The sequence below is a fragment of the Rhodococcus sp. AZ1 genome, from assembly GCF_054979605.1.
In genome coordinates this window covers 76,848-101,446 of the sequence record NZ_JBUEQF010000011.1, presented here as the reverse complement: position 1 = coordinate 101,446, position 24,599 = coordinate 76,848, and the positions used below count along the sequence as shown (strand labels likewise).

The 24,599-nt window shown below is 68.8% G+C and carries 25 protein-coding genes and 3 tRNA genes; 17 read left to right on the top strand and 11 right to left on the bottom strand.

Features of this window, described 5'->3' with window-relative positions; translation table 11 throughout:
• On the bottom strand, window positions 1-244 hold a 244-nt coding region (locus ACY48E_RS14190), incomplete at its 3' end, for a hypothetical protein (RefSeq protein WP_462872856.1).
• Between the two features lie 213 nt (window positions 245-457).
• On the opposite strand from ACY48E_RS14190, the gene ACY48E_RS14185 reads away from it, so the two are divergent.
• Both ACY48E_RS14185 and ACY48E_RS14180 read left to right on the top strand, forming a co-directional pair.
• Window positions 458-1,132 carry an RDD family protein gene (locus ACY48E_RS14185; RefSeq protein ID WP_462872855.1) on the top strand — a complete coding sequence of 225 codons (675 nt, stop codon included), beginning with the start codon at window positions 458-460 and terminating at the stop codon, window positions 1,130-1,132.
• Between the two features lie 59 nt (window positions 1,133-1,191).
• Complete coding sequence (locus ACY48E_RS14180) at window positions 1,192-3,240, top strand: NAD(+) synthase (protein ID WP_462872865.1); 2,049 nt, start codon at window positions 1,192-1,194, stop codon at window positions 3,238-3,240.
• Here ACY48E_RS14180 and ACY48E_RS14175 read toward each other — a convergent pair.
• The 4 genes from ACY48E_RS14175 to ACY48E_RS14160 form a co-directional block, all read right to left on the bottom strand.
• Window positions 3,225-4,085 (bottom strand): alpha/beta fold hydrolase, encoded by an 861-nt coding sequence (locus ACY48E_RS14175; protein WP_462872854.1) that lies wholly within the window; start codon window positions 4,083-4,085, stop codon window positions 3,225-3,227. The two genes, ACY48E_RS14180 and ACY48E_RS14175, sit on opposite strands and share 16 nt — an antisense overlap.
• 29 nt (window positions 4,086-4,114) lie before the next feature.
• The gene (locus ACY48E_RS14170) at window positions 4,115-4,399 is read right to left on the bottom strand and encodes a barstar family protein (protein ID WP_462872853.1); all 285 of its coding nucleotides are present in this window, start codon (window positions 4,397-4,399) and stop codon (window positions 4,115-4,117) included.
• A complete protein-coding gene (locus ACY48E_RS14165) occupies window positions 4,396-4,794 on the bottom strand; it encodes a guanyl-specific ribonuclease (protein WP_462872864.1) in 399 nt (132 codons plus the stop codon). Before ACY48E_RS14165 ends, ACY48E_RS14170 begins: the two co-directional genes overlap by 4 nt.
• Window positions 4,795-4,865: 71 nt before the next feature.
• The gene (locus tag ACY48E_RS14160; RefSeq protein ID WP_462872852.1) at window positions 4,866-5,273 is read right to left on the bottom strand and encodes a YccF domain-containing protein; all 408 of its coding nucleotides are present in this window, start codon (window positions 5,271-5,273) and stop codon (window positions 4,866-4,868) included.
• Window positions 5,274-5,326: 53 nt separating this feature from the next.
• Here ACY48E_RS14160 and ACY48E_RS14155 point away from each other — a divergent pair, with 53 nt between their 5' ends.
• Together ACY48E_RS14155 and ACY48E_RS14150 are read left to right on the top strand one after the other, a co-directional pair.
• On the top strand, window positions 5,327-6,187 hold the full coding sequence (locus ACY48E_RS14155; protein ID WP_462872851.1) for an SDR family NAD(P)-dependent oxidoreductase: 861 nt from the start codon (window positions 5,327-5,329) through the stop codon (window positions 6,185-6,187).
• A gap of 122 nt (window positions 6,188-6,309) precedes the next feature.
• Window positions 6,310-7,353, top strand: coding sequence for an alpha/beta hydrolase (locus ACY48E_RS14150; RefSeq protein ID WP_462872850.1), 1,044 nt, complete (start codon window positions 6,310-6,312; stop codon window positions 7,351-7,353).
• 49 nt (window positions 7,354-7,402) lie between these two features.
• Here ACY48E_RS14150 and hisC read toward each other — a convergent pair whose 3' ends face one another.
• The gene (hisC, locus tag ACY48E_RS14145; RefSeq protein WP_462872849.1) at window positions 7,403-8,443 is read right to left on the bottom strand and encodes a histidinol-phosphate transaminase; all 1,041 of its coding nucleotides are present in this window, start codon (window positions 8,441-8,443) and stop codon (window positions 7,403-7,405) included.
• Between the two features lie 98 nt (window positions 8,444-8,541).
• On the opposite strand from hisC, the gene ACY48E_RS14140 reads away from it, so the two are divergent.
• Window positions 8,542-8,631, top strand: a tRNA-Ser gene (locus ACY48E_RS14140).
• 34 nt (window positions 8,632-8,665) lie between these two features.
• A tRNA-Arg gene (locus ACY48E_RS14135) sits at window positions 8,666-8,738 on the top strand.
• An 11-nt stretch (window positions 8,739-8,749) separates the two neighbouring features.
• Here the strand turns inward: ACY48E_RS14135 and ACY48E_RS14130 are convergent.
• Genes ACY48E_RS14130 through ACY48E_RS14115 form a run of 4 tightly spaced genes read right to left on the bottom strand, consistent with a single transcriptional unit; the run spans window position 8,750 to window position 11,868 of the window.
• Window positions 8,750-9,469 (bottom strand): DUF998 domain-containing protein, encoded by a 720-nt coding sequence (locus ACY48E_RS14130; protein WP_462872848.1) that lies wholly within the window; start codon window positions 9,467-9,469, stop codon window positions 8,750-8,752.
• Window positions 9,445-9,915: a very short patch repair endonuclease gene (locus tag ACY48E_RS14125; RefSeq protein WP_462872863.1), complete on the bottom strand. Its 471-nt coding sequence runs from the start codon at window positions 9,913-9,915 to the stop codon at window positions 9,445-9,447. Before ACY48E_RS14125 ends, ACY48E_RS14130 begins: the two co-directional genes overlap by 25 nt.
• On the bottom strand, window positions 9,908-10,723 hold the full coding sequence (locus tag ACY48E_RS14120; RefSeq protein ID WP_462872847.1) for a hypothetical protein: 816 nt from the start codon (window positions 10,721-10,723) through the stop codon (window positions 9,908-9,910). The genes ACY48E_RS14125 and ACY48E_RS14120 overlap by 8 nt, the downstream gene beginning before the upstream one ends.
• Window positions 10,723-11,868, bottom strand: coding sequence for a DNA cytosine methyltransferase (locus ACY48E_RS14115; protein WP_462872862.1), 1,146 nt, complete (start codon window positions 11,866-11,868; stop codon window positions 10,723-10,725). The genes ACY48E_RS14120 and ACY48E_RS14115 overlap by 1 nt, the downstream gene beginning before the upstream one ends.
• A gap of 191 nt (window positions 11,869-12,059) precedes the next feature.
• Between ACY48E_RS14115 and ACY48E_RS14110 the strand changes: the two genes are divergently transcribed.
• The 3 genes from ACY48E_RS14110 (at window position 12,060) to ACY48E_RS14100 (ending at window position 16,427) form a co-directional block, all read left to right on the top strand.
• A complete protein-coding gene (locus ACY48E_RS14110; protein ID WP_462872846.1) occupies window positions 12,060-13,850 on the top strand; it encodes an ABC transporter ATP-binding protein in 1,791 nt (596 codons plus the stop codon).
• Window positions 13,847-15,739: an ABC transporter ATP-binding protein gene (locus ACY48E_RS14105; RefSeq protein ID WP_462872845.1), complete on the top strand. Its 1,893-nt coding sequence runs from the start codon at window positions 13,847-13,849 to the stop codon at window positions 15,737-15,739. The genes ACY48E_RS14110 and ACY48E_RS14105 overlap by 4 nt, the downstream gene beginning before the upstream one ends.
• A gap of 61 nt (window positions 15,740-15,800) precedes the next feature.
• Window positions 15,801-16,427: a putative glycolipid-binding domain-containing protein gene (locus ACY48E_RS14100; protein ID WP_462872844.1), complete on the top strand. Its 627-nt coding sequence runs from the start codon at window positions 15,801-15,803 to the stop codon at window positions 16,425-16,427.
• A 14-nt stretch (window positions 16,428-16,441) separates the two neighbouring features.
• On the opposite strand, the gene ACY48E_RS14095 is transcribed toward ACY48E_RS14100, so the two are convergent.
• Window positions 16,442-17,386 (bottom strand): prephenate dehydrogenase, encoded by a 945-nt coding sequence (locus tag ACY48E_RS14095; protein WP_462872843.1) that lies wholly within the window; start codon window positions 17,384-17,386, stop codon window positions 16,442-16,444.
• A 66-nt stretch (window positions 17,387-17,452) separates the two neighbouring features.
• Between ACY48E_RS14095 and ACY48E_RS14090 the strand changes: the two genes are divergently transcribed.
• The 8 genes from ACY48E_RS14090 to ACY48E_RS14055 all read left to right on the top strand — a co-directional run bounded on the left by ACY48E_RS14090 (window position 17,453) and on the right by ACY48E_RS14055 (window position 24,597).
• Window positions 17,453-17,983 carry a tRNA adenosine deaminase-associated protein gene (locus ACY48E_RS14090; RefSeq protein WP_462872842.1) on the top strand — a complete coding sequence of 177 codons (531 nt, stop codon included), beginning with the start codon at window positions 17,453-17,455 and terminating at the stop codon, window positions 17,981-17,983.
• A gap of 5 nt (window positions 17,984-17,988) precedes the next feature.
• Window positions 17,989-18,453 carry a nucleoside deaminase gene (locus tag ACY48E_RS14085; protein WP_462872841.1) on the top strand — a complete coding sequence of 155 codons (465 nt, stop codon included), beginning with the start codon at window positions 17,989-17,991 and terminating at the stop codon, window positions 18,451-18,453.
• Window positions 18,454-18,517: 64 nt separating this feature from the next.
• Window positions 18,518-18,608: transfer RNA gene (locus ACY48E_RS14080), tRNA-Ser, on the top strand.
• Window positions 18,609-18,739: 131 nt separating this feature from the next.
• Window positions 18,740-19,222, top strand: a complete 483-nt coding sequence (locus ACY48E_RS14075; RefSeq protein WP_462872840.1) for an SRPBCC family protein — start codon at window positions 18,740-18,742, stop codon at window positions 19,220-19,222.
• 9 nt (window positions 19,223-19,231) lie between these two features.
• A complete protein-coding gene (locus ACY48E_RS14070) occupies window positions 19,232-19,714 on the top strand; it encodes an RrF2 family transcriptional regulator (protein WP_462872839.1) in 483 nt (160 codons plus the stop codon).
• A gap of 67 nt (window positions 19,715-19,781) precedes the next feature.
• A complete protein-coding gene (locus ACY48E_RS14065; protein WP_462872838.1) occupies window positions 19,782-20,423 on the top strand; it encodes an acyl-CoA-like ligand-binding transcription factor in 642 nt (213 codons plus the stop codon).
• Window positions 20,424-20,471: 48 nt separating this feature from the next.
• The gene (locus tag ACY48E_RS14060) at window positions 20,472-22,790 is read left to right on the top strand and encodes an MMPL family transporter (protein WP_462872837.1); all 2,319 of its coding nucleotides are present in this window, start codon (window positions 20,472-20,474) and stop codon (window positions 22,788-22,790) included.
• A gap of 73 nt (window positions 22,791-22,863) precedes the next feature.
• Window positions 22,864-24,597, top strand: a complete 1,734-nt coding sequence (locus ACY48E_RS14055) for an ABC transporter ATP-binding protein (protein ID WP_462872836.1) — start codon at window positions 22,864-22,866, stop codon at window positions 24,595-24,597.
• Window positions 24,598-24,599: the final 2 nt, after the last annotated feature.

Genomic DNA, 24,599 nt, shown 5'->3' with positions numbered 1-24,599 from the left:
TAGGGATGGTGGTGCCGTCCCCGCATTCCCGGTTCCGCCGCCCCTGATCGACATCGGCCGCCTCCGCGCGCTCGTGCAGCCGCGCGATCACACGCAGCTGCTCCGCGGCGGCGAACGCCACCACCCGCTCCAAAGACCCCAACGCCCGCTCGAGGGCACCATCGGACAACGAGTCACCGACCCTCAGAGCAGACCGCACCGCCTCCTCGTCCACCCCCACACCACCGACCCCCGCACCGTCCACTGCTCCACACCCCCTCACCGGCATCCCCCGACGCCTCCGACCACCCTACCACATGATCGAACATATGTTCTATATCTCGATCGAAAATCAGAGAGATTCCCCGGAGGGTTCCGTGACGACCAGCAGTGGAGCAGCGGGCACCACTGCGGACGGGAACATTTCGCGCACCGACGCCATCTGACCTCCCGATCGCCGATACCAGTCCCGATCGCCATGCCAGTCCCGATCGCCAGTGCCCAGTCGCCGCAGGAGGCAGCCGTGAACTACTACAACCAGAACCAGAACCCCTACGCCCGACCCGTCGACCCGCCCACCCAGCTCGTCGCTAAGGTCCCACCGCAGGGTCCGCGTTATCCCGCGCCGGGCAATCTCTACGGTCCGCCCCCGATTCCGCCCGGTCGCCAGTACGGCTACCCCGCGCCAGGACCGCTGAACGTGCGGTACGCGTCGTGGGGTCGTCGGGTGCTCGCCTACTTCGTAGATGCGCTGACGATCGTGCCCGTCTCGATCGCGTCCCTCGGTGTTCAGGTGTGGTACTTCGCCGGAATCCGCTCCAGTATCGAGAGAGGCGGGAATGTCCCGGAGATGTCCCCCGGCATGGTGGCGCTCCTCGGTCTGATCAGCATCGCAGGCGTCGTGGTCGTGGTGTGGAACCTGATCGTTCGGCAGGGCCGCACCGGAGCCTCGCTGGGCAAGAGCGCGATGGGGATCAGGGTCGTCGACGCGAAGACCGGACAGCCGGTCGGGGTGGCCACCGCATTCCTGCGCCACTTCGCACACTTCCTCGACCTTCTCCCGCTGGGTCTGGGCTACCTGTGGCCACTGGTCGACGAGCGCAATCAGACCTTCGCCGACAAGGTGGCCGGCTCGGTGGTGGTTCGGTCCTGAGCATCCTCGGTCGAGATCGCGGGCGGACCTGCCAAGATGGCAGGGTGACCACTCGCGATCTGCCCTTCGAGAGCATCTACCGCCACGGGTTCGCGCGCGTGGCCGCGTGCACGGTGCCGGTTGCGATCGCCGATCCGGCCACCAATGCCGAGACCGTGCTCGCCGAGGCCCGGCTGTGCAACGACGACGCGGTGGCGGTGGCCGTGTTCCCGGAGCTCTGTCTGACCGGTTATGCCATCGACGATCTGGTGCTGCAGGACGCGGTGCTCGACGGTGTGCTGGCCGCGCTGGACCGCATCACCGCCGAGTCCACCGCACTGATGCCCGTCCTGCTGGTCGGTGCGCCGCTGCGGCACGGCAATCGAATCTTCAACTGCGCAGTGGTAATTCACCGGGGACGGGTGCTGGGCGTGGTCCCGAAGTCCACCCTGCCCACCTACCGCGAGTTCTACGATCGCCGCTACTACGCGCCGGGTGACGATCAGGTCGGTGCGAACATCACCCTCGGCGGCACCGAGGTCCCGTTCGGGCCGGACCTGCTCTTCGACGCCGTCGACGTGCCGGGCCTGACGGTGCACGTGGAGATCTGCGAGGACATGTGGGTGCCCGTGCCGCCGTCGTCGCTCGCCGCGCTCGCGGGTGCGACGGTGCTGACCAACCTCTCCGGTAGTCCCATCACCATCGCCCGGGCCGACGACCGGCACGCGCTGGTGGCCGCACAGTCGCTGCGGTGCCTGGCCGCCTACGTCTACGCCGCGGCCGGATCGGGGGAGTCGACCAACGACGTCTCGTGGGACGGGCAGACGATGATCTACGAGTGCGGAATGAAAGTGGCAGAGTCCGAACGCTTTCCGGACGGTCCTCGCCGGAGTACCGCCGACGTCCACCTCGATCGACTGGTCCAGGACCGCCTGCGGCAGGGCACGTTCGACGACAATCGACGCACCCTCGCCCCGACGTTTCGCACGGTGTCGTTCGAACTCGCCCCGCCGGCCGCCGACATCGGTATCCGCCGCACCCTCGATCGGTTCCCGTTCGTACCCGACGACCCTGCCCGACTGGCGCAGGATTGCTACGAAGCCTTCAACATCCAGGTCTCGGCGCTGGTGCAGCGGATGGAGGCGATCGGGCATCCGCGCCCGGTGATCGGTATCTCCGGTGGGTTGGACTCCACCCACGCGCTTCTGGTGGTGGCCCGCGCGATGGATCGAATGGGCCGCCCGCGCAGCGACATTCTCACCGTCACCATGCCCGGGTTCGCCACCTCCGACCATACGAAGTCCAACGCGGTTGCGCTCTGTGAGGCCGTCGGGGCGCCCTGTCGGACCATCGACATTCGCCCGGCGTGCACCGAGATCCTCACGGGCATCGGCCATCCCGCGGCCAACGGTGAGCCGGTGTACGACGTGACTTTCGAGAACGTGCAGGCCGGGATGCGCACCGATTTCCTCTTCCGGCTCGCCAATCGCCACGGCGGCATCGTGATCGGCACCTCCGATATGTCGGAGCTGGCTCTGGGCTGGGCAACCTACGGCGTGGGCGATCACATGAGCCACTACGCGGTGAACCCCGGGGTGCCGAAAACGTTGATCCAACACATCATTCGGTGGGTGATCGCCCATCGCGAGGGGATAGACGACGCGGCGGCGCAGGTGATCCAGTCGATCCTCGACACCGAGATCAGCCCGGAGTTGGTACCGCCCGGCGCCGACGGGTCGGTGCAGTCCACGCAGTCCACCATCGGCCCGTACGCGCTGCACGATTTCACGCTCTTCCACGTGCTGCGGTACGGACTGCGACCGTCGTCGATCGCGTTCCTGGCGCACCAGGCGTGGCGAGATCCGGCCGTAGGCGCGTGGCCCCCGGGTTTCCCGGACGACGAGAAGATCGCCTACGACCTCGCCACGGTCACGCGGTGGCTGGAGGTGTTCCTGCGCCGTTACTTCGGCTTCGCCCAGTTCAAGCGCAGTGCAATTCCGAACGGGCCCAAGGTGTCCGCTGCCGGTTCACTGTCCCCGCGCGGCGACTGGCGGGCGCCGTCGGACGGCAACCCTCGAGTGTGGTTGGCGGAGTTGGCTGCCGCACTTCCCGATCACGTGAGCGGGTAGGCCTGCAGGTGGGCCAGTACGCCCTCCCGCACGGCGTCGGGGGCTTCCTGCACGAGCCAGTGGCCGGCATCGACGTCGACCACCTCGTACGGCCCCGTCATGTATTGCGCGGCGCGCTCGACGGCCAGGCGCCCCACGTACGGATCGTCCCGGCCCCACAGCAGTGTGGTGGGGATGTCGACGGGGCCGAAGTCCAACGACGTCCCATCCAGAGCGCGCTCGTGTGCGCGCGCCGCGCGGTACCACTTCACTGCCGCTGTCAACGCGCCGGGCTGGCCCAGAACACCCGCGTACGAATGCTTTTCGTCTTCGGAGCTCGCAGACCACACGGCTCGCAGGCCCTCGAGATCGCGCGCGGTCCACATCTGCTCGAGGTCCACGTTCTCATCGGTGAGCAGTGTCAGCAGGTTTCGGTAGAGGTCGCCTCCGGGGTCGTCGCGAACCGCCTCGGCGAAGCCGCGGTAGTGCGGGATCGACAGCGCGCACAGGCTTGCGATGCGCTCACCACCGTCGATATCGGCCGCGCACCAGGCCGCCCCCGCGCCCCAGTCGTGTGCCACCACGTGGAAACGGTCGACGCCAACCGCGGTCGCAATGGCGAGCACGTCCTCACCGAGGTGACGGTGGTCGTAGGACTCCACCTGATCGGGGCGCGCACCGGGGCTGTAACCGCGCTGATCCGGTGCCACGCAGCGGTATCCGGCAGCCACCAGGTCGGCCATGAGCGGCTCCCACATGGCGGAGGTCTCCGGGAACCCGTGCAGCAGCAGCACGGGCTCGCCGTCATCGCCGGCAGCGCGAGCGGTGAAGGTGAGACCGGAGGCCTCGATCTCGGTGGTGTCCACGAACCCTCCCGGTGCGGTGATCGGTCATCTCACCGTAGTTCGAGGCGCACGCCCACATCGTCGAACACCGCGAGTACGTTCTCGCCCCCGCCCAACCGGTGCAGGCAGGGTTCGCTCTCGGTCAACTCGAAAGCGAAATTGCCGTGGTCCGGGGTGCCGAAGCCCCCGCGCAGGCAGTCCTCGAGGGCGTCGAGGTTGCTGCCGAAGTACCCGTCGGGGCCGTTCACGGCACGACCGATCTCGCGGTAGAAGTCCGACATCGACTCGATGGCCGAGCCGTCGATCCGGTACACGACGGTGTCGTGAGAGCTCATGCGTCGATTATCTCGCAGAACGAGCTGTAGTGGTCACCGGTGTAGTAATAGTGCGCAGGCGAGTACAGCGGAGTGCCGCCGGTGATGACGCGGCGGGTGCCGCGCGTACTCGCACCGGGGGTGATGACGGTGTACTCGTGGTAGTAGCTCGCCGATGCCGGCGGCAGGAGGCCCTCGCGGTTGCCGAACACCACGCCGTCGTTGCGAGGGTAGGGGAACGGGCCGCCGGAGTGGATGAGGTCGACGGTGTCGCTCGCCTGCACCGGCAGGTCGGACAGTGAGCAGGTGGGGATGGCGGCGTCGGCCACACCGGGCGTGAGCAGGGCGATGGACGCCGCACCGACGGCGGCGACGAGCGCGGTGAGCGGGCGACGAAGGGTGCGGGGAGCGGAAATCAGGTGTGTAGTCACCGTAAGGGTTTTACCGGCTCACGATGACCGGCGTGTGAACGACGGATGACCCGTCGTCATCGCATCGCGGGGTACCCGGCGGCGAACGGCTGATCGGTCGGCACGATCCGCGCTCCCAGGGGCAGCAGCGACACCGGAATCAGCTTGAAGTTGGCAATTCCCAACGGGATTCCGATGATCGTCACGCACATCGCGATCCCGGTCACCAGGTGCCCCACGGCGAGGAACAGACCGAAGAACACGATCCAGATGATGTTGCCGATCAGCGACAGCGGACCCGGGGTCGAATCCAGCTCCACCCGGCGCCCGAACGGCCACAGCGCGTACGCCCCGATCCGGAACGACGCGATGCCGAAGGGGATGGTGATGATCAGCAGGCATGCGATCACGCCGGCCACGAAGTACCCCAACGCCAGCCACAGACCGCCGAAGACCAACCAGATGATGTTCAGCACGAGTCTCATGACAACCAGTCTGCCCGAGACCAGGGTGGGGGCCACCGGATACGGTCGTGACCATGGCTTCACTACTGACTTCTCTCGTCGACGGGGTGGTCCACACCGCGTTCCAGCGCCCGCGCACCTCGCGCGAGCTCGCCGGCACAGCCGTCTCGATGGCCGGCAAGACCGTGCTGATCACCGGTGCGTCGTCGGGCATCGGCGCCGAGGCCGCACGGCTGTTCGCCCGTAAGGGCGCCACCGTGATCGTCGCCGCCCGTCGTCGTGACGAACTCGACACCCTCGCCCGCTCGATCAACGCCGACGCGGCCGAACCGGTGGCGCACGCGCTGACGGTCGACATGTCCGACACCGACGACGTGGCTCGGTTCGCCGAGGTGGTGCTCACCGAGCACGGATGCCCGGACGTGGTGATCAACAACGCCGGGCGGTCGATTCGTCGCTCGGTGCTCGATTCCACCGACCGCCTGCACGACTACGAGCGCACGATGGCCGTCAACTACTTCGGGCCGGTGGCGCTCACGCTGGCCCTGCTCCCGGCGATGCGTGAACGCGGCAGCGGGCACTTCATCAACGTCTCCACCTGGGGAATCCCCATCGGTGCGGTGCCGAAGTTCTCCGCGTACGCCGGGTCCAAGGCGGCGCTGACGTGCTTCGGGCGCAGCATTGCGCTCGACCTCGAGGGCACCGGAATCGACGTCACCACCGTGTTCTTCCCGCTGGTGCGTACCCCGATGATCGCGCCCACCGAGGAGTTCACCACCGCCCCCGCGCTCGACCCCGACGAGGCCGCACGGTGGTTGCTGCACGCTGCCCGGTACCGCGAGTCGGAGGTCATGCCGCGCGTCACACGCTTCATGCGGCGACTCGGTTCGATCAATCCGGCCATATCCGACGGGCTGATCGCCTACGTCTCCTGAAGTCGGGGCGGACCGCGGTTTCCGCCCCGAGCTGCTCCCGTCGGTGGTCATGGTGGAACTTACCGAGCGGTAAGCTATCGATCGGGTCGTCCGAACGTCGGACGCGCCAGTAGGGAGTTGCCGTGTTCCGCAAGTTCGTCGCGTCAGGCCTCGTAGCCGCGTTCGCGCTGGCTGCCGTGATCGCGGCGCCCGTCGCGCAGGCCAACGTACCGGGAGGCGCGAATACGCCGGGAACCGGGAACACGGGACAGACGACGGCACCGACGAGTTCTTCCGGAGCGACCATCGACCGCATCGTCCCGATCTCCGACCGCCGCGTCGCGGTGTTCGTGAAGTCCCCGGCGATGAGGTCGATCGTGCAGGTGCAGGTTCTGCTGCCGGCCAACCGTGCTGCGAGCAGGCCCACCCTCTACATGCTCGACGGCGTGACGGCGGGTTCGGAAGCGAACAACGTCGAGAGCACCTGGACGTACCGCACCGATGCCGAGTCCTTCTTCGCGGACAAGAACGTCAACGTGGTTCTCCCGGTCGGCGGCCGGGCCAGCTACTACACCGACTGGCTCCGACCCGACCCGGTGCTCGGGGTGTACATGTGGGAAACCTTCCTCACCTCCGAGCTCCCACCCCTGATCGACCGGGAGTTCAACGGCAACGGCAACAACGCGATTCTCGGCCTGTCGATGGGCGCGCAGTCGGCGGTCAATCTCGTCGCCCGCCATCCCAAGCTCTACACCGGCGTCGCCGGGTTCAGCGGCTGCTACTCCAACGGCTCGACCGTCGACCGCGCCGCCGTGCGTGGCGGCGTGATCAGCCAGGGCGGCGACCCGAACAACATGTGGGGTGCCGACGACAACTCCGCCTGGGCGGCCAACGACCCCTCACTGCACGTCGATGCTCTTCGCGGCAAGCAGATCTACATCGCCGTGGGCAGCGGGGTACCGGGACCGTACGACGTGGGCGTCGAAGCGTTCTACAGCATCCCGATCGGCGGGCCGCTCGAGTCCGCGGCAGCGGAGTGCACCAGGAGGTTCACCGACAAGCTCGCCGCGGCAGGGATTCCCGCCACCGTCGACTTCAAGCGAGTGGGCACCCACGCGTGGAAGTACTGGCAGGACGACATGAAGGCATCCTGGCCCACCCTCGCGCGTGGCCTGCGGCTCGGCTGACCCAGCGTCTGCGCGAACGGACCCGGCTTCAGCGAGAACGGACCCGGCTTCAGCGAGAACGGATGAAGTGAAGGAAGCGGTCGTTCTCCTCGGGATCGCCGATGCTCACGCGCACACCCTCGGTTCCGTAGGCGCGCAGCAGGACGCCCGCCTCGGCGGCCGCGGCGGTGAACTCCGGTGACCGCTCACCGAGCGGCATCCACAGGAAGTTCGCCTGCGAGTCGATCACCTCGACACCGAGGGTGCGTAGCTCCCGGGCCACCCGCTCACGCTCGGCGATCACGGCGTCGGTGCGCGCCAGCAACTCGTCGCGGGCCTCGAGCGACGCGATGGCCGCCGCCTGGGCCACGGCGCTCACCGAGAAGGCGAGGTGCACCTTGGCCATCGCTGCGATGACCGAAGCCGGACCGACGGCGTAGCCCACGCGCAGCCCGGCCAGTCCGTACGCCTTGGAGAACGTGCGCAGCACCACGACGTTCGGCCGCTCACGCCGGACGTCGATGCCGTCGATGTCGCCGCGGTAGTACTCGTAGTACGCCTCGTCGAGCGCCACCAGGACGTGGCCCGGCACCGCGTCGAGGAACCGGTCGAGCTCGGCGCGGGTCACCGCGGTACCCGTCGGGTTGTTCGGGTTGCACACGTAGACCAGCCGCGTGCGGTCGGTGACGGCCGCAGCCAGGGCGTCGAGATCGTGGACGAAACCAGGGCCCAGCGGCACCCGCACAGCCGAGGCGCCGGCCACCTGCGCCACGATCGGGTACGCCTCGAACGAGCGCCACGCGAACACCACCTCGTCGCCGGCCGCGCACGTGGCCTGCACGAGTTCCTGGCACAGGGCCACCGATCCGCATCCGATCGCGATCGAGTCGCCGTCGACGCAGAGGAACTCCGCGAGCGCGTTCACCAGGGCGCTCGAGCGGTTGTCCGGGTAGCGATTGACCGTTGCGGCGGCGGCAGCGATGGCCTCGACCACACTCGGCAGCGGCCCGTGAGTGCTCTCGTTGCTGGCCAGTTTGACGGCGCCGGGATGGGTGCGGCCGGGTATGTAGCCGGGTATCGAGTCGAGGTCTGGGCGCGTCCACGTTCTCACCCGTCCGAGTATGGCAGCCGTTTTGCCTTCCACAGATCGGGCTGTGTAGTCTTCCGATTCGGCGGTTCGAAAGGACCGGTGCCCTCGCAAGAGGCTCAGGAGGCGTGCCAGAGCGGCCGAATGGGAGTCACTGCTAATGACTTGACCCTTCACGGGGTCCGGAGGTTCAAATCCTCTCGCCTCCGCCACACCGGCGTTTCGTCGGCACAAGTTCACATCCAGGCGCCCGTAGCTCAACGGATAGAGCACTTGACTACGGATCAAGAGGTTAGGGGTTCGAATCCCTTCGGGCGCACAGCGGCAGGTCTAGCCTGCCTGACGAATCGGGTGCATCGAGTCACCCCTGCGGTCACTCTCTGCACCGGATTCACCACTGCTCGCACGCCACACCGCGGCACCCAACAGCACCATCCATACAGTGATGCCGCCGATCTGGATGCGCTGGGCCAGGCCGAGGGCGTAGTCGCCGGGCAGGTTGTCCGCGGCGAGCATCCATGCCGTCGCCACGGAAATGACTGCCAGCACGCTCGCCCCCACAGTTCGCAGTAGCGGCAACCGCCGGTATCGAGTGGCGGCGACGGTGAACGCGATCATGGTGGTGAAGATGGCGAACACGGCGACGCTGCTGGTGAGCGCATGAATGTGGTGCAACTGCGGGAACAGCCCGCTCGGCCCGGTGGGGCACTGGGGGTCGACCCCCGGGATGCACTCGATGGGCGCCAGCACGTCGGCGAGCGTGGCGCCGGCGAACACCAGTAGGGCAACCCAGCCGGTGCGCACCCACCGCTGACCCCGCACGGAGATCGAGAGCCCGGCCACCGCCGCCAGGATGCACAGCACGGCGGTGATGGTGTCGCCGGTGGAGAACACCTCGGCGTACGGGCGGCCCACCGCATCGAGCTCACTGAGGAAGGAATCGGTGGGATCGAGGCCGGTGGGGAGAACGAACTCGAGTACCCACGACGAGTACGAGATCCCGGCGAGCGCGACGGCAAGGGCGACTATCCCTCGCCATCGGGTGGACATGACTCACCATCGTAGGCGAGCGCCGAGACCACTCGATCCGCCGCCGCAACGGGATGCTCGTGCTCCCAGATGCGGATCACCGTCCACCCCAGTGCCCGCAGCCGGGCGTCGGTGTCGCGGTCACGTGCGACGTTGGTGTCGAGCTTGTTCGCCCACCACGCCGCGTTGGCGGCCGGGCGGGTGCCGTGCACCGGGCAGCTGTGCCAGAAACACCCGTCCACGTACACCGCCACTCGGCGCCGCGGGAACAGCACGTCCGCCCGTCGACGCAGCGTCGGATCGGGTGCGCGGTCCACGAAGTACCGCAGGCCGCGGCGATGCAACTCCCGCCGCAGCGCCATCTCCGGCCCGGTGTCGCGGCGGCGCTGGCGGGACAGGCGGGCACTGGTGGCGGGGTCGGTGGTGGGCCTTTCGGGGGCTGGCGTTCTGCGGGCAGGTTTACGGATCGTCGTCCTCCCAGGCGTCCGACCAGGAGGGGGCGAAGCGGTTGCGGTGTTCGACCTCGCGGTGCACGGCGTCGATGAATTCCTCGAACGACAGGGTGGACCGATCGGGTGGGCGGCCGTTGCGCGGCGGCGCGTCCTCGACGTCGAAGAACCGCACCTCCCCGCGATACGGCCCGTCCGGCTGGTAGAGCCCGATGTAGACCTTCTCGAACAGCTCGTGGCGCGAGTCCTCGGCGCCGAGATCGATCCAGGCTCTTCCCTCGAGCCCGACGACGGGACGACGGCCGCGGCCGGTGCGCTTGGCCAGGGTGGTCACGTGGTGGGCGAAGGAACTCTTGCCGGTGTCGCTGGCCTTGGCGGGATCGCCGTCCTCACACGTCGACCACGGCTCGAACAGCACAGCGACCAGCACGCTGTAGGGCTGACGTTGGTGCAGAACCATCGCCTCCCCGCGCAGCTCGTGGTCGTTGCGGACGATGTTCTTGGTCCACCGACCGAGCTTGCCGGTGGTGGGGCTGTAGTCCTGGAAGCTGTAGGTCTTGATCGACAGGGCCAGGATCAGACCCAGTGTGGGATCGAGTGCCTTGACGTCGAGGCGCTTGCGGCCCTTGGCGACATCTACCTGTGATTCCTGACCGGCGCCGAGCGCATCCGGGGTGACCGACGGGTACTGCGGGCGCAGCGCATCCGCGAGAGTCTGGGCGAGCTGGTTCGACAGGCGCTGCGCGTAGTTCTTCTTCGCGCTGCGATCGGCATCGGGGGCGGGACGGTCGCCGGCGAAATCGAGCGCGAACGTCAGGGGGTACATCAGGCCACCATCACCGGCTGGGCGCTCATCCGATCGAGGTGAGCCTCCACGATGTCGAGGAACCCGTCCTCGAATCGCAGGTTGCCCGAGCGAGCCCGCTTGAGGAACCCGGCCGTCGCGCGGGCCGAGAGCAGCTTGGCCTCGTCGAGGAACCCGTCGAGATTCTCGTACGGCTCCTGAACCGGCCAGGTGCTCGCCGCCACCCGATACGCGGTGCGGTCGCGACCCCACGCCGCCGACGGCCACCGCCCGCCCGGCAGGAGCAGCTGGTCACCGGATGCGTCGTACACAGTGGGGGAGTCGATGCCGCGGCCCACCCACTCCGACATCCGCACGCTCACGGCATTGCCGACCAGCTTGAACCGGTGCCCCGGGCGAACCCCGGGCGCCGTGAGAGCGGGCGCCGTCCAATCCGGATCGAACCCCTGCAGGCGCTCGACATCGGTGATGCCGGGGGTGACCAACTCGCCGGAGGGCAACCGCACCGCGGGCGGGCTGGCGATACCTATGGTGGAGCCGCCCTTGAGAGTGGGCACGGCGTTGACGGCCCAGCCCAGCCCGCGCACACCCTCGGTCCAGTAGAAGCCGCACGGATGCTCGGCAGCATCGCCCACCTCCGCCTCACCGGCGTCCGCTCCGAAGAGCACCTCGCGGGGGTCCTCGGTGCGTGATGCCAGCATCAGCACGCGTTGACGACGCTGCGGCAGCCCGAACGATCGCGCGTCGACCACCCGGTAGGCCCACGTGTAGCCCAGATCCTCGAGGGCGTGGGTGATGTGGCGCATGGCGGCGCCGCGACCGAGCGAGAGCATGAAGGGCACGTTCTCGATCAGCAGCCAGCGCGGACCGCGACGACGGGCGACGAGGCGGAAGACGTGCTCCACCAGGCCCGACCGATCGCCGGTGATGCCCGCCGTGCGCCCGGCCTGCGAGAGGTCTTGACAGGGAAAGCCTGCCGCAACCAGGTCCGTGCCCGACGGCAGTGCCCGCAGAGTGCCGACATCGGTGTGCAGCGGGGCGTTCGGGAACCGGGCGGCCAGCACAGCACCGGCGCCGGGGTCGATCTCGCACAGCAGTTCGGTGGACCACCCGTGCTCGGCGAGCCCGAGTTCGAGCCCGCCGATGCCGGCGAACAACCCGACCATGCGCCCTGCCGTCACCACAGCCCTCTCGTTCGCCCAGACCCGTGAGAATCCGAGGCTACCGCTGCCCACCGACAAACTCGGCCGGCGACGAGCGCGTCGAGTCCGATCCCTACCGCCGACTATTTCAGTTGCCTCGCTAACGAAATGCGAGGACACTGGAGGCTTCGCCCGCTGTGAAGGACGCCGCCCACGTGAGCACCGCAACACTGAACTCGTCCGTCGACAACCGAGACACCCGCCCGACCACCATCGCGCACCCAACCAATTCTCTGATTCGCCTCTGGCCCTACATCCGCCCGCACCGGGTACTGATCGCGCTGTCGATGGTGGTGGCCTTCGTCGGGACCGGCACCGCGCTGCTCATCCCGATCGTCGTGCGCCACGTGATCGACGGCCCGGTTGCGCGCCGCGACTTCGCAGGTGTGTGGTGGCCGGCCGCCGGTGTCCTGGCCCTCGGACTGGTCGACGCACTCGCCGTGTGGCTGCGACGGTCGATGGTCGCCGTACCGGCCAACACGTTCGAGACCGACAGTCGCATGGTGCTCTTCCGCAAGCTGCAGGACCTCTCGGTGGGCCGCCACGACGGGTGGGAGTCTGGTCAGTTGCTCTCGCGCGCGATCACCGACCTGTCCACCCTGCGCCGATTCATCGCGTTCATCGCCCCGTTCCTCGTGGTGAACACCCTCGTCATCGTCACCGGCGCGATGGTGTTGGCCGCGATCGCGCCGATTCTCGGCCTCGTGATGCTGGCGCTGGCGGTGCCGATGATCGTGCTGTGCGCCTACTTCGAGACTCGCTACCGCTTGTTCGCCCGTCGCGCCCAGGAACAGTCGGGCGACCTCGCCACCACCGTCGAGGAGACCGTGCACGGTATCAGGGTTCTGAAAGCGTTCGGCCGCACAGGATTTCAGGGCCGCCGCTTCCTCCGGGAGGCCGCGGCGCTGCGCGGTTCCGAGCTGACGAAGGTGCGCTACGACGCGTGGCTGTTCATGGTCATCGCGGCGCTGCCCACGGTGGCCATCGGGATCATGCTCGCCGTGGCCACCCACTCGATCGTCGCCGGCACCCTGACCGCGGGTTCCCTCGTGGCCGCCATGTCGGTGATCGCGGTGCTGCTCTGGCCCATCCAGTCGTTCGGATTCCTGATCGCCGAACTGGTCAACGCGCGCACCGCAGCGGATCGATTCTTCGACATCATCGACCTGCCCAGTGACATCGCCGATCCCCCGCAGCCGCACCCCCTGCCGAGACGCGTGCGCGGTGAACTGAGTTTCCGCGGAGTCGATTTCGCCTTCCCCGATGCGCCGTCCCTCCTGCTGCACGACGTCGACCTCGATGTTCGACCCGGCGAGACCGTCGCGGTGGTCGGTGTCACCGGCAGCGGCAAGACAGCTCTGTTGTCACTGGTCCCGCGTCTCTACGACGTGCGAGCGGGGTCGGTGTGCATCGACGGCATCGACATCGCCGACCTCGCCGTCTCGGACCTGAGATCACTCGTCGCGGTGGCGTTCGAGGAACCGGCCCTGTTCTCGGCCTCCGTGCGCGAGAACATCACGATGGGGCGAGCCGGTGTCGACGACGATCAGGTGTGGGCGGCCCTGGCCGTCGCGCAGGCCGACGGGTTCGTCGCCGACCTGCCGTGGGGCCTGGCCACACGTATCGGGGAGCAGGGCCTCTCGCTCTCGGGCGGTCAGCGTCAGCGACTGGCCCTGGCGCGCGCGATCATCGGCCGCCCGCGAATCCTGATTCTCGACGACCCCCTGTCCGCCCTGGACGTGGGCACCGAGGAGAAGGTGCATCGCGCCCTCGCCCCGACACTGGCCGGGGCCACGACCCTGCTCGTCGCCCATCGGCCGTCGACGGCGGCGCTCGCCGACCGCGTCGTGCTGCTCGACGGCGGCACCATCGCCGCCCGCGGCACACACGAGTCCCTCCTGCGCACCAGTGCCCGCTACCGCCACGTGATGGGCGGTACCGCATGAGCAGCCCAGCCCCAACATCGAGCAGCCCGGCCCCCGAGGACGACTGGCGCGGGATCGCCGAGGACAACCCCGACGACACCCGTCAGGCCAACCTCGCGCTGGCCCGCAGTTCACGAACCCTGCTGTGGTCGCTGGTGCGCCCGCACCGCCGTCGTGCGCTGCTGGCAATCCTGGTGATCGTCGCCGACAACGCGGCCAACCTGTCCGGGCCGCTGTTCATCGCGATGGCCATCGACCGCGGCGTCGCCGGAGCGCGCGACGGCAACTGGACACCGCTGACGCTGGCCATCGCCGGGTACTTCGTCTCCGGTCTGATCGGCGCGGTGACCACCTTCACGTTCGTCCGCATGTCCGGTCGGCTCAGTCAGGACGTGCTGATCGAGCTGCGGGAGCGAGTGTTCCGCAAAGCCACCGAACTGAGCGTGAGCTTCCACGAGCGCTACACCTCCGGGCGCGTGATCTCCCGCATGACCAGCGACGTCGAATCCATTCAGGCCCTGCTCGACAACGCTCTCACCGATGCGTTGAACTCGATCCTGTCCATCGTGACCGTCGCGGCGATCCTGCTGTACCTGGACCTACCGCTCGCCGCGCTGGTCATGGCCGGGTTCGTGCCGCTGATCATCCTCACCCGGTGGGCGCAGCGCCACCAGCGTCGCGGCTACCGGCGCACCCGCACGGCCATCGCCCGCGTCGTCGTGCACTTCGTGGAGTCGATGGTGAGCATCCGCGCGGTGCAGGCCTTCCGGCGGCAGACGCGCAACGAGTCGATCCTCGCCGACGAGGACAGCCGCTACCTCGCCGCGAACGTGTCGGCCTTCCGCGGCATGGCGGCTTTCGGCGGCGGCATTCGTCTGATCGGCAACATCAGCACCGTCGTGGTGCTGCTGGTGGGCAGTTGGCGCATCGTCGGCGGGCACATCGAGATCGGCGTGCTGGCCGCGTTCCTGCTCTACATTCGCCGCTTCTACGGACCCCTCGACGACCTGGCCCAGGTGTTCAACTCCTACCAGTCGGCCGCCGCCGCCCTCGAGAAGCTCTCCGGGCTGCTGAACGAGAAGCCGAGCGTCGCGCCGCCCGCCGACCCGGTGGTTCCCGCGTCGTCCGCCGGTGCCCTGACGCTCGAGAAGGTGACGTTCGGCTACGGCGAGAGCACCGCCGGAACGGCACGGGTGAACACCGCCGGAACGGCACGGGTGAACACCGTGCTCCCCGAGTTCTCCCTCACCATCCCGGCGGGCCAGGTGGTGGCCCTGGTCGGGGCAACGGGGGCGGGCAAGTCCACCCTCGCCAAACTCGTCGCCCGCTTCTACGACCCGGACGAGGGCGTGGTCACTCTCGACGGCGTCGACCTGCGCCGGATCGCCGACGACGAACTGCGCCGCCGCGTGGTGATGGTGACGCAGGAGGCGTATCTGTTCGGCGGCTCGGTGGCCGACAACGTTCGGCTCGGGCGACCCGACGCCACCGACGCGCAGGTGCGCGCCGCCGCCGACGCCGTGGGCCTGACGGAGTTCGCCGCCACCCTGCCCGAGGGTTTGGACACCGATGTGCGCAAGCGCGGCGGGCGACTGTCCGCGGGGCAGCGCCAGCTCGTGGCGTTCGCGCGCGTGTTCCTGGCGTCGCCGTCGGTGATCGTGCTGGACGAGGCCACGTCCAGCCTCGACGTGCCCAGCGAACGGCTGGTCCAATCGGCACTCGAGACGGTGCTGACCGGCCGGACCGCGCTGATCATCGCGCACCGGCTCTCCACCGTCGCCATCGCCGACCGTGTGCTGGTGATGGACGGCGGCCGCATCGTCGAGGACGGAACGCCGGCCGATCTGATCGCAGCGGGCGGGCGCTTCGCCACGCTCGACTCCGGGTGGCGGGACTCGCTCGTCGGCTGAACGGGGGCAGGGACCAATTCCGGGCGGTCGAGCCCCGCACGAGGACCGGTGATCTACCGTGATGACCGTGACTACCTCGGCCCACGACAGCTCTGCCCCGGATGCTGCGGACACCTCGGCTCGGTGGCCCGCTGTCCTGACCTGGCGGGCGCCCTCGGCGCCGCGCATGGAGTCCGTGCGTGTGCAGGTCACCGGCAAGCGGATCAAGGCGGCGGGTCGGATCATCGGCGGCGAGTGCGACGAGCATCCCGCCTTCTCCGCCTCCTACGACCTGCTAACCGACGACACCGGCCGTACCCGTCGAGTCGTGTTCCGCGCGGCGGTGAAGGCCGAGAGTCGTCAGCTCTCGGTCACCCGGGACTCCGAGGGCTTCTGGCTGGTCGATCGCGGCTCGGGTGCCGATGCGCGTGAGACGTACGGCGGCGCCGTCGATGTCGACGTGGTGTGGAGCCCGTTCTTCAACGCCCTCGCCATCCGCCGCCTGGACCTGGCCGCCGTCGCGGGGTCCCACGAGGTGCCGGTTGCCTACGTCTCGCTGCCCGAGCTGACGGTGCAGGCGCACTCGATCTCCTACACCGGCGGCGGTGGCGAACCGCTGGCGGTTGCCTCACCGGTCGGCGACGTCACCGTCACCGTCGACGCCGACGGGTTCGTCCTGGACTACCCGGGCCTCGCGACGCGCATCTGACGCACCGCGTGCGGTCATCGAACGGTGCGTAGGACGCCGCCGCGGCGCCCGGCGTCGCGCAGATCGGCCAGCCACGACCCCTCACCGATCGTGATGCCCTCGATCTCCCACCCACCCAGCTGGTCCTCGTATCGCCGCCGCGCCGAGTGCCCGATGCGGGTGATCTCCGCGGTCGAGCCGTGATCGGCGAGGTCGGCGCGTGCCCGGGTGAGTAGGGCCAGGGCTTCGTCGAGGGCGTCCGTCAGGCTCGGGGCGTTGGCCTCGCACATGGCCGAGACCAGCGTCGGAGACGACCCGGCGACGCGTGTGCCGTCACGGAACGATCCGGCTGCCAGTCGCAGCGCGAGGTCACCGCCGTCGGCTCCCACGGCCGCGAGTGTCTCGGCGAGCAGATGCGGGAGGTGCGAGACGCGAGCCACTGCTCTGTCGTGCTCGACGGAGACCGCCGGTACCACCGTCGCGCCGCAGTCCAGAGCCAACTGGGCAACCTCGCGCCAGACGCCGGGTTCTACTGCGTCGTCGACCGAGACCACCCACACCGCGTCGTCGAACAGCGTTGCCGTCGAGCTCGACCATCCTGACGCCGACGCTCCCGCCATCGGATGGCCGCCGACGTAGCGTGCGGTGAGTCCGCGCGCGGCGACGGCGTCGGCGACGGCGCCCTTGACGCTCACCACATCGGTCAGGGCGCAGTTCGGGGCGTGCGCGGCGACGGCGTCGAGCACCGCGGGGACGGCCGGCATCGGCACCGCCACCACCACCAGGGCATCGAGCTCGGCGGCGCGGGCGAGTGCGTCGGTCAGGGTGCGCCCGGCGTCGTACCCGTCGGCGACGGCCTCGGCGGCGGGCTCGGGGCTGCGGTTGTACCCCCAGGCGGGCCGCCCGGCGGCCACTGCTGCGCGTAGTACCGAGCCACCGATCAGGCCCAGGCCGATCACACACACCGGTTTCCTGCTCACGCGGACAGGCTGTCACACGCTGGGCCGCCTGTGTGGGTGGCACGCCTTCGGTCTACCGTTGAGCGCATGTCTGCAGAGCGCGTGGGTGGCGAGGGCTTCGCGGTCGACGAACTCGAGGGCTTCGCGGTGGCAGTGGTGCGCGAGGACGGCAAGTGGTCGTGCAGTTCGATGACCTCCGAGGCCCTCTCCAGCTTGCGGGCGGCCGAGACGCAGCTCCGTGAGATGCGGAGCTCGGGTGCGGTGTTCGGGCTCCTCGACGTCGACGACGAGTTCTTCGTGGTGCTGCGTCCTGCGCCGTCGGGCACCCGCCTGCTTCTCTCCGACGCCACCGCGGCCATCGACTACGACATCGCCGCCGATGTACTCGATGCCCTCAACGTCGACATCCCCGACATCGACCCGGACGATCTGGACGACGTCGAGCCGTGGGAGGAGGGCGACGCCGGGCTGCTCTCGGATCTGGGGCTGCCCGAGCCGGTGCTGGGTGTGATCCTGGCCGAGACCGACCTCTACCCCGACGAGCAGATCGGGATGATCGCGCAGCGGCTGGGATTCGCCGACGAGTTCGCCGCGGTGCTCGACAAACTGCCGCGGTAGCTCCTGTGGATCGCGCCGCGACCGACGACCGGTGGATGGGCCGAGCCCTGGACGTCGCTCGCTCCGCGACGGGCGGCGACGTTCCGATCGGCGCCGTGGTGGTGTTCGATTCGGCCGAGATCGCCGCCGCGTGCAACGAGCGCGAAGTACGTGGCGATCCCACTGCCCATGCCGAGATCCTGGCCCTGCGTGCCGCCGCCCTGGTGCGTGGTGACGGCTGGCGCCTGGGCGGCGCAACCCTCTACGTCACGGCCGAACCGTGCACGATGTGCGCGGGGGCGGCGGTTGCGGCGCGGGTCGAGCGCGTGGTGTTCGGGACGTTCGAACCCAAGACCGGCGCGGTGGGGTCGCTGTGGGATGTGGTGCGTGATCGGCGGCTGACGTATCGGCCGGAGGTGAGCGCGGGGGTGCGCCGCGTGGAGTGCGCGCAGGTTCTGCAGCAGTTCTTCGCGTCGCTGCGGGCGCAGTAGCCGCGGCCTCGGCCTCCGCCGACGGATTTTCGAACGCGGTCCCCGATCCGGTAACGTACCCGCCGGTGGCGTGTCCGAGCGGCCTAAGGAGCACGCCTCGAAAGCGTGTGACGGGTAACCCCCGTCCGAGGGTTCAAATCCCTCCGCCACCGCCACAGTCCCCCGCCTGTCGTTGCAGGTGGGGGACTTCGTGTCTGATCCGGCCGCGTCAGGAACCTCGGTGCACCGAACCACCTCAGCGGTGGTCGACTGCACCCAAGTTCAGCCGGGAGCCCCGAGGAGTGACGTGCACTGGACCACGAGCATCGTGATCGACCACCCGCTCGAACGGGTGCGGGCGGCGATCGCCGATCAGCGCGAGATGCTCGCGTGGTCGAGTGCGCCGAGCGAGGCCGGCGGCACGGTCGAGATCGAGGGCGACGGGGTGGGCGTCGGGTCGGCCATCGTGCACCGAGACGCCGACGGCGTCGAGAAGGGTCGCCAGGAGTTGATCGAGGTCGGCGAGGGCGGGGTGCGCTACCTGCTCACCACGGCCGGCCCCGGCGGTCGCACGTTGACCGCGACGGGGGTGTTCCGCGTGCACGCGCGTGGGGCCGCGTGTACCGAGGTGTTCGTGGACTTCGACGTGGAGATCGCGTTGCCGTTCCCCGTCCGGCGGGTGGCGGAGAAGGCGATCGGCCGCATCGGGCGCGCCCAGCACGCCGCTGACCTCGAACGCCTTGCGGCCTACCTGGAATCCTCGCCCGAAGGCGGTGCGAACCACCGTTAGTCTGGCCCGGTGCATGTGACCGCTCGCGCCGATCTCGCCGTGCGAGCACTGGTGGAGATCGCCCACCGCGGTGGCGCGGCGGTGAAGGCCGACGCGCTCTCCGCCGCGCTCGAGGTGAACCCCAAGGTGCTCGAGGGTGCCCTCACCGATGCCCGTCGGGCCGGTTTGATCACCGGCCGTCGCGGTCCCGACGGTGGATATCGGCTCACTCGCGCGCCGGGGGAGACCTCTGTCGCCGACGTGATTCGCGCGGTGGACGGGCCGCTGGCGTCGGTGCGGGGGGAGCGGCCCGAGTCGCTGGTCTACCCGGAGTCGCCGACGGCCGACGGTGTGGACCGCGAGCACCTGTTCCGGTCGATGTGGGTGGCGGTGCGGGCGAACGTGCGCTCGGTCCTCGAGGGGGTGTCGATCGGCGACCTGGCCGATGGCGGCTTACCGACCTCGGTGTCGGATCTGACGCGTGATCCAGAGCACTGGCAGCGACGGACGTGATGCGATCCACATAATTGCAGACTTCTGCAAGTTTGCAGACATCTGCAAGTTCCGTATGGTCGATCGGGTGTGTACCCCACTGAGCCTGCGTGACCGCAAGAAGGCCGCCACGCGCGCCGCCCTCGGCAACGCCGCGATCAAGCTCGGCCGGATCCATGGTTTCGACCACGTGACGGCCGAGGCCATCGCCATCGAGGCCGGAGTGTCCACCCGGACCTTCCACAACTACTTCTCCAACAAGGAGGAGGCCGCGCTGCACCACCTCGAGGAGAGCGCGCTCGAGTGGGTGGCGCTGCTGAAGTCGCGACCCGAGGGCGAGTCGTTCTGGGAGTCGGTGCGCCGCATCGTGCTCGCCGTGATCGACGACCCCGAGCGCGACCTGGCCGAGATCGCCGCGGTCGCCAAGATGGTGGAGACCACGCCGGCCCTGCTCGGCAAGAAGATGGAACTCGACGACACCATCAGCGACGTGATGGCCACCGCCATCGCCGAACGCCTCGGGATGGACGCCACCACCGACCTCTATCCCCGCATGCTCAAGTCCGTTCTCGGTGCCGCCATCAATTCGGCGCTGGCGCTGTGGGAATCGGGTAACTCCTCGGCGGGTTCCGTACGAGAACTCGTCGAACAGGCGCTGCGCCAGCTCGAGCGAGGGTTCCTCGTTCCCGTCCTCCCGCAGACCAACGCACCATCGACCTCCCCCGCGTGACCTTCGCACATACGACCCGCTCCACCCGACCCGTCTCAGGAGAAAATTGTGGCCAGCTTTCTGTACCGCGTAGGTAGGTTCTCCTACCGCCGAAAAGGGATCGTCCTGACGGTCTGGCTGGCACTGCTCGTGCTCGCCGGCGTCGGTGCGGCCACCCTCTCGGGCCCCACCGTGAACTCCTTCTCGATCCCGGGCACCCCTGCGCAGCAGGCCCTGGACCTGCAGAAGGAGCGCTTCGGCGGCTCTGACGATCCGCTGATGACACCCGTCGCGGAGTACGTGTTCAAGGCCAAGGACGGCACCACCCTCGACTCCCCGGAGAACGTCGCCGCCATCGAGGCGACGCTGAAGAACGTGCGCGCCCTCGCGGCGGTGGCCGACTCGGTCAAGGCCGACCCCGCCGCCGGCCCGCCGCCCGCCGGATCCCAGCCGCTGCTCGACCCGGTCGCCGCCAACGCCGCGATCGTCGCCCAGTACGAGAAGACCGGTAGCCCCACCGCGGCCGCGGACGCTGCCGCCGTGTCGCCGCTGAGCGCGGACAAGACCACGGGCATCGTCGACGTCAAGCTCGGCGGTGCGATCGTCGACGTCAAGGACGACACCCGCACCGCACTGCAGGACGCCGCGGCCCCCGCTCGCGACGCCGGCATGACCGTCAAGGTCGGCGGCACGGCCATGCAGGCCAACCAGCCGCCCGGTGGCAAGGCAGAGGCTGTGGGCCTGGCCGTCGCCGCCGTGGTGCTGGTGATCATGTTCGGCTCCGCCGTGGCCGCCTCGATCCCGCTGATCACCGCGATCGTGGGCGTCGGCATCACCAGCCTGGCCATCACCACCGCAACAGGCTTCATCGATCTCGGCTCCACCACTCCCGTGTTGGCCATCATGATCGGGTTGGCGGTCGCCATCGACTACTCACTGTTCATCACCGCGCGCTACCGCCACGAGTTGAACGAGACCGACGATCGAGCGGAGGCCGCGGGCCGGGCAGTGGGAACTGCCGGTGCCGCAGTGGTGTTCGCCGGAACCACCGTGTTCATCGCGCTCATCGCTCTCCAGGTGGTGGGCATCCCGTTCCTCACGCAGATGGGCACCGCAGCCGCGTTCGGTGTGCTGGTGGCCGTTCTCGTCGCCCTCACCATGCTGCCGGCCGTCTTCGGTCTCTTCGGCAGCAAGGCGTTCGCCGGGAAGATTCGCGAGGTTCCCGATCCGGAGACCACCGACAAGCCCACGATGGGCCTGCGCTGGGTGCAGCTCGTCGTCAAGCGCCCGGGCCTGATCCTTCTCGCCGGTGTGGCGTTGCTGCTGGTCATCGCCGGTCCCGCCACCGGTCTCAAGCTCGCGCTGCCGTCGGTTGCCACGGCGGACCCGAGCACCTCGGTTCGGCAGGCCTACGACCTCGTCGACGCCGGCTTCGGGCCGGGCCGCAACGGCACCCTGCTGGTGGTGGCCGATGCCTCCAAGGTGGCCCCGGACGCTCGCACGGCGGCGTTCGAGTCGGTCGTCAAGCTGGCATCGGACAACCCGGACACCCAGAACGCGCAGATCGCACAGGTCAACCAGGCCGGCGACACCGCTCTGATCGCAGTGACACCGAAGAGCTCGCCCAACAGTGACCAGACCGAGAACCTGGTGAACTCGCTGCGGGACTCCGAGGGGTCGTTGACCTCCGGCGTGACGTTCGGGGTGACGGGTCAGACCGCCCTGCAGATCGACGTCTCCCAGCGCCTGCTCGACGCGCTCGTGCCGTACCTCGCCGTGGTTGTCGGCCTGGCGTTCCTGCTGCTCATGGTGGTCTTCCGGTCGATCATGGTGCCGCTCACCGCCACCGCAGGGTTCCTGCTGAGCGTGATGGCCACCTTCGGCGCCACGGTGTTCATCTTCCAGAAGGGTGGACTGGGCCTTATCTCCAACCCCCAGCCCATCGTCAGCTTCATGCCGATCTTCCTCATCGGCGTGGTGTTCGGTCTGGCGATGGACTACCAGGTGTTCCTGGTCTCGCGGATGCGCGAGGCGTACGTGCACGGTGCGGACTTCAGCACTGCGATCGTCACCGGCTTCAAGTTCGGTGCCCGCGTGGTCACGGCCGCCGCGGTGATCATGATCTCGGTGTTCGCGGCCTTCATGGCCGAGCCGGACTCGCTGATCAAGTCGATCGGTTTCGCCCTCGCTGCGGCGGTGTTCTTCGACGCCTTCGTCGTGCGCATGGTGCTGATCCCCGCCGTCATGCAGTTGCTCGGTGACAAGGCCTGGTACATCCCTGCCTGGCTGGATCGGGTGCTGCCGAACGTCGACATCGAGGGCGAGAAGCTGGCCGCCACGCTCGCCGCGCGCGAGGATTCCGAGAAGGAGAAGGTCGGCGCACGGTGATCGCGCGCAGCAAGGCTGATCGGTACTCTCCACCCGCAGGCCCTCGGGCCGCTGACATCCCTCTGGAGGCACAGTGCTGATCGCCTTGCTGCGCACCTATCTCGCTCCGTACAAGCGGCAACTGTGGGCGGTGTTGGTGCTGCAGTTCGTCGCCACGGTGGCGTCGCTGTACCTTCCCCGGCTCAACGCCGACATCATCGACAAGGGCATCACGCGCGGCGACACCGGCTACATCCTCGAACTCGGTTCGGTGATGTTGGCAGTCTCGCTCGTGCAGATCGCGTGCTCGGTGGCCGGTGTGTACTACGGTGCGCAGGCCGCGATGGCGGCCGGCCGCGACATCCGCGGTGACCTGCTCGACCGCGTGGGCACGTTCTCCGCGCGGGAGGTGGGCCGCTTCGGTGCCCCGTCGTTGATCACCCGCAACACCAACGACGTTCAGCAGGTGCAGATGACGATCCTGCTCTCGACCACGCTGCTGGTGATGGCCCCGATCATGTGTATCGGCGGCATCATCATGGCCCTGCGTGAGGACGTTCAGCTGACCGGTGTCCTCGCCGTTGCCATTCCGGTTCTGGCGCTGACCATGGGCATCATCATCGGTCGGACGGTCCCGGCCTTCAAGGCGCTGCAGAAGCGACTCGACGTGGTCAATCGAATTCTGCGCGAGCAGATCACGGGTATTCGCGTGGTGCGCGCGTTCGTCCGCGAGCCCGATGAGCAGGAGCGCTTCGGCGAGGCCAATCTCGCGCTGCGCGCAACCGCCCTGCAGGTGGGCAAGTTGCAGGCGTTGCTCCTGCCGGCGGTGATGCTCATCGCCAACATCACCTCCGTGGCCGTGATCTGGTTCGGCGGCAAGGGAATCGACGCCGGCCGCCTGGAGGTGGGCTCGCTCACCGCGATGCTCGCCTACATCCTGCAGATCCTCACCGCGGTGATGATGGCCTCGTTCATCGCGGTGATCGCCCCGCGCGCCTCGGTGTGCGCCGAGCGCATCGAGGAGGTTCTGCGCACGCAGTCGTCGGTGGTGCAGCCCGAACGCCCCGTTCCCTTCGCGACGTCGCCGTCGACCGTCGAGGTTGTCGGTGCCGCCTTCTCGTACCCGGGTGCCAACGAGCCAGTGATCGCGGATGTCTCCTTCACCGCGCGGGCGGGGCAGACCACGGCCATCATCGGAAGTACCGGCGCCGGCAAGACCACCCTGGTGAACCTGATCCCGAGGCTGATCGACGTCACCGCCGGGAGCATTCGAATCGGTGGCGTGGACGTGCGCGAGTTGGACCTGCAGGCGCTGCGGGCCGAGATCGGCCTGGTGCCGCAGCGGCCCTATCTGTTCTCCGGGACCATCGCCTCCAATCTGCGCTACGGCCTTCAGGACGCCACCGAGGAGCAGATGTGGCAGGCCCTCGAGATCGCGCAGGCCGCCGATTTCGTGCGCGAGATGCCCGCGGGCCTCGACACTCCCATATCCCAGGGCGGCACCACGGTCTCCGGTGGTCAGCGTCAGCGACTGGCCATCGCCCGCGCCGTCATTCGTCGGCCCGGCATCTACCTGTTCGACGACGCGTTCTCCGCGCTCGACCTCACCACCGACGCGCGACTGCGAGCGGCGCTGGCACCGGCCACCCGGGACGCGGCGGTGATCGTGGTCGCTCAGCGGGTGTCGACCATTCGCGACGCCGACCACATCGTGGTGCTCGACCGCGGTGTGACCGTCGGCGCCGGGACGCACGACGAGTTGGTGCGCACGTGCCCGACGTACGCGGAGATCGTGGACTCCCAGCGCACCGCGGCAGGTGTCGCGTGAGC

What these genes read in the sequence shown, in the direction of transcription:
- ACY48E_RS14160 (WP_462872852.1), bottom strand. Translation starts at nt 5,273, where the DNA reads ATGAGACTCGTGCTGAACATCATCTGGTTGGTCTTCGGCGGTCTGTGG.
- ACY48E_RS14090 (WP_462872842.1), top strand. Translation starts at nt 17,453, where the DNA reads ATGTCTGCAGAGCGCGTGGGTGGCGAGGGCTTCGCGGTCGACGAACTC.
- ACY48E_RS14120 (WP_462872847.1), bottom strand. Translation starts at nt 10,723, where the DNA reads ATGTACCCCCTGACGTTCGCGCTCGATTTCGCCGGCGACCGTCCCGCC.
- ACY48E_RS14115 (WP_462872862.1), bottom strand. Translation starts at nt 11,868, where the DNA reads ATGGTCGGGTTGTTCGCCGGCATCGGCGGGCTCGAACTCGGGCTCGCC.
- ACY48E_RS14170 (WP_462872853.1), bottom strand. Translation starts at nt 4,399, where the DNA reads ATGAGCTCTCACGACACCGTCGTGTACCGGATCGACGGCTCGGCCATC.
- ACY48E_RS14185 (WP_462872855.1), top strand. Translation starts at nt 458, where the DNA reads ATGCCAGTCCCGATCGCCAGTGCCCAGTCGCCGCAGGAGGCAGCCGTG.
- ACY48E_RS14105 (WP_462872845.1), top strand. Translation starts at nt 13,847, where the DNA reads ATGAGCAGCCCAGCCCCAACATCGAGCAGCCCGGCCCCCGAGGACGAC.
- ACY48E_RS14100 (WP_462872844.1), top strand. Translation starts at nt 15,801, where the DNA reads ATGACCGTGACTACCTCGGCCCACGACAGCTCTGCCCCGGATGCTGCG.
- ACY48E_RS14155 (WP_462872851.1), top strand. Translation starts at nt 5,327, where the DNA reads ATGGCTTCACTACTGACTTCTCTCGTCGACGGGGTGGTCCACACCGCG.
- ACY48E_RS14130 (WP_462872848.1), bottom strand. Translation starts at nt 9,469, where the DNA reads ATGTCCACCCGATGGCGAGGGATAGTCGCCCTTGCCGTCGCGCTCGCC.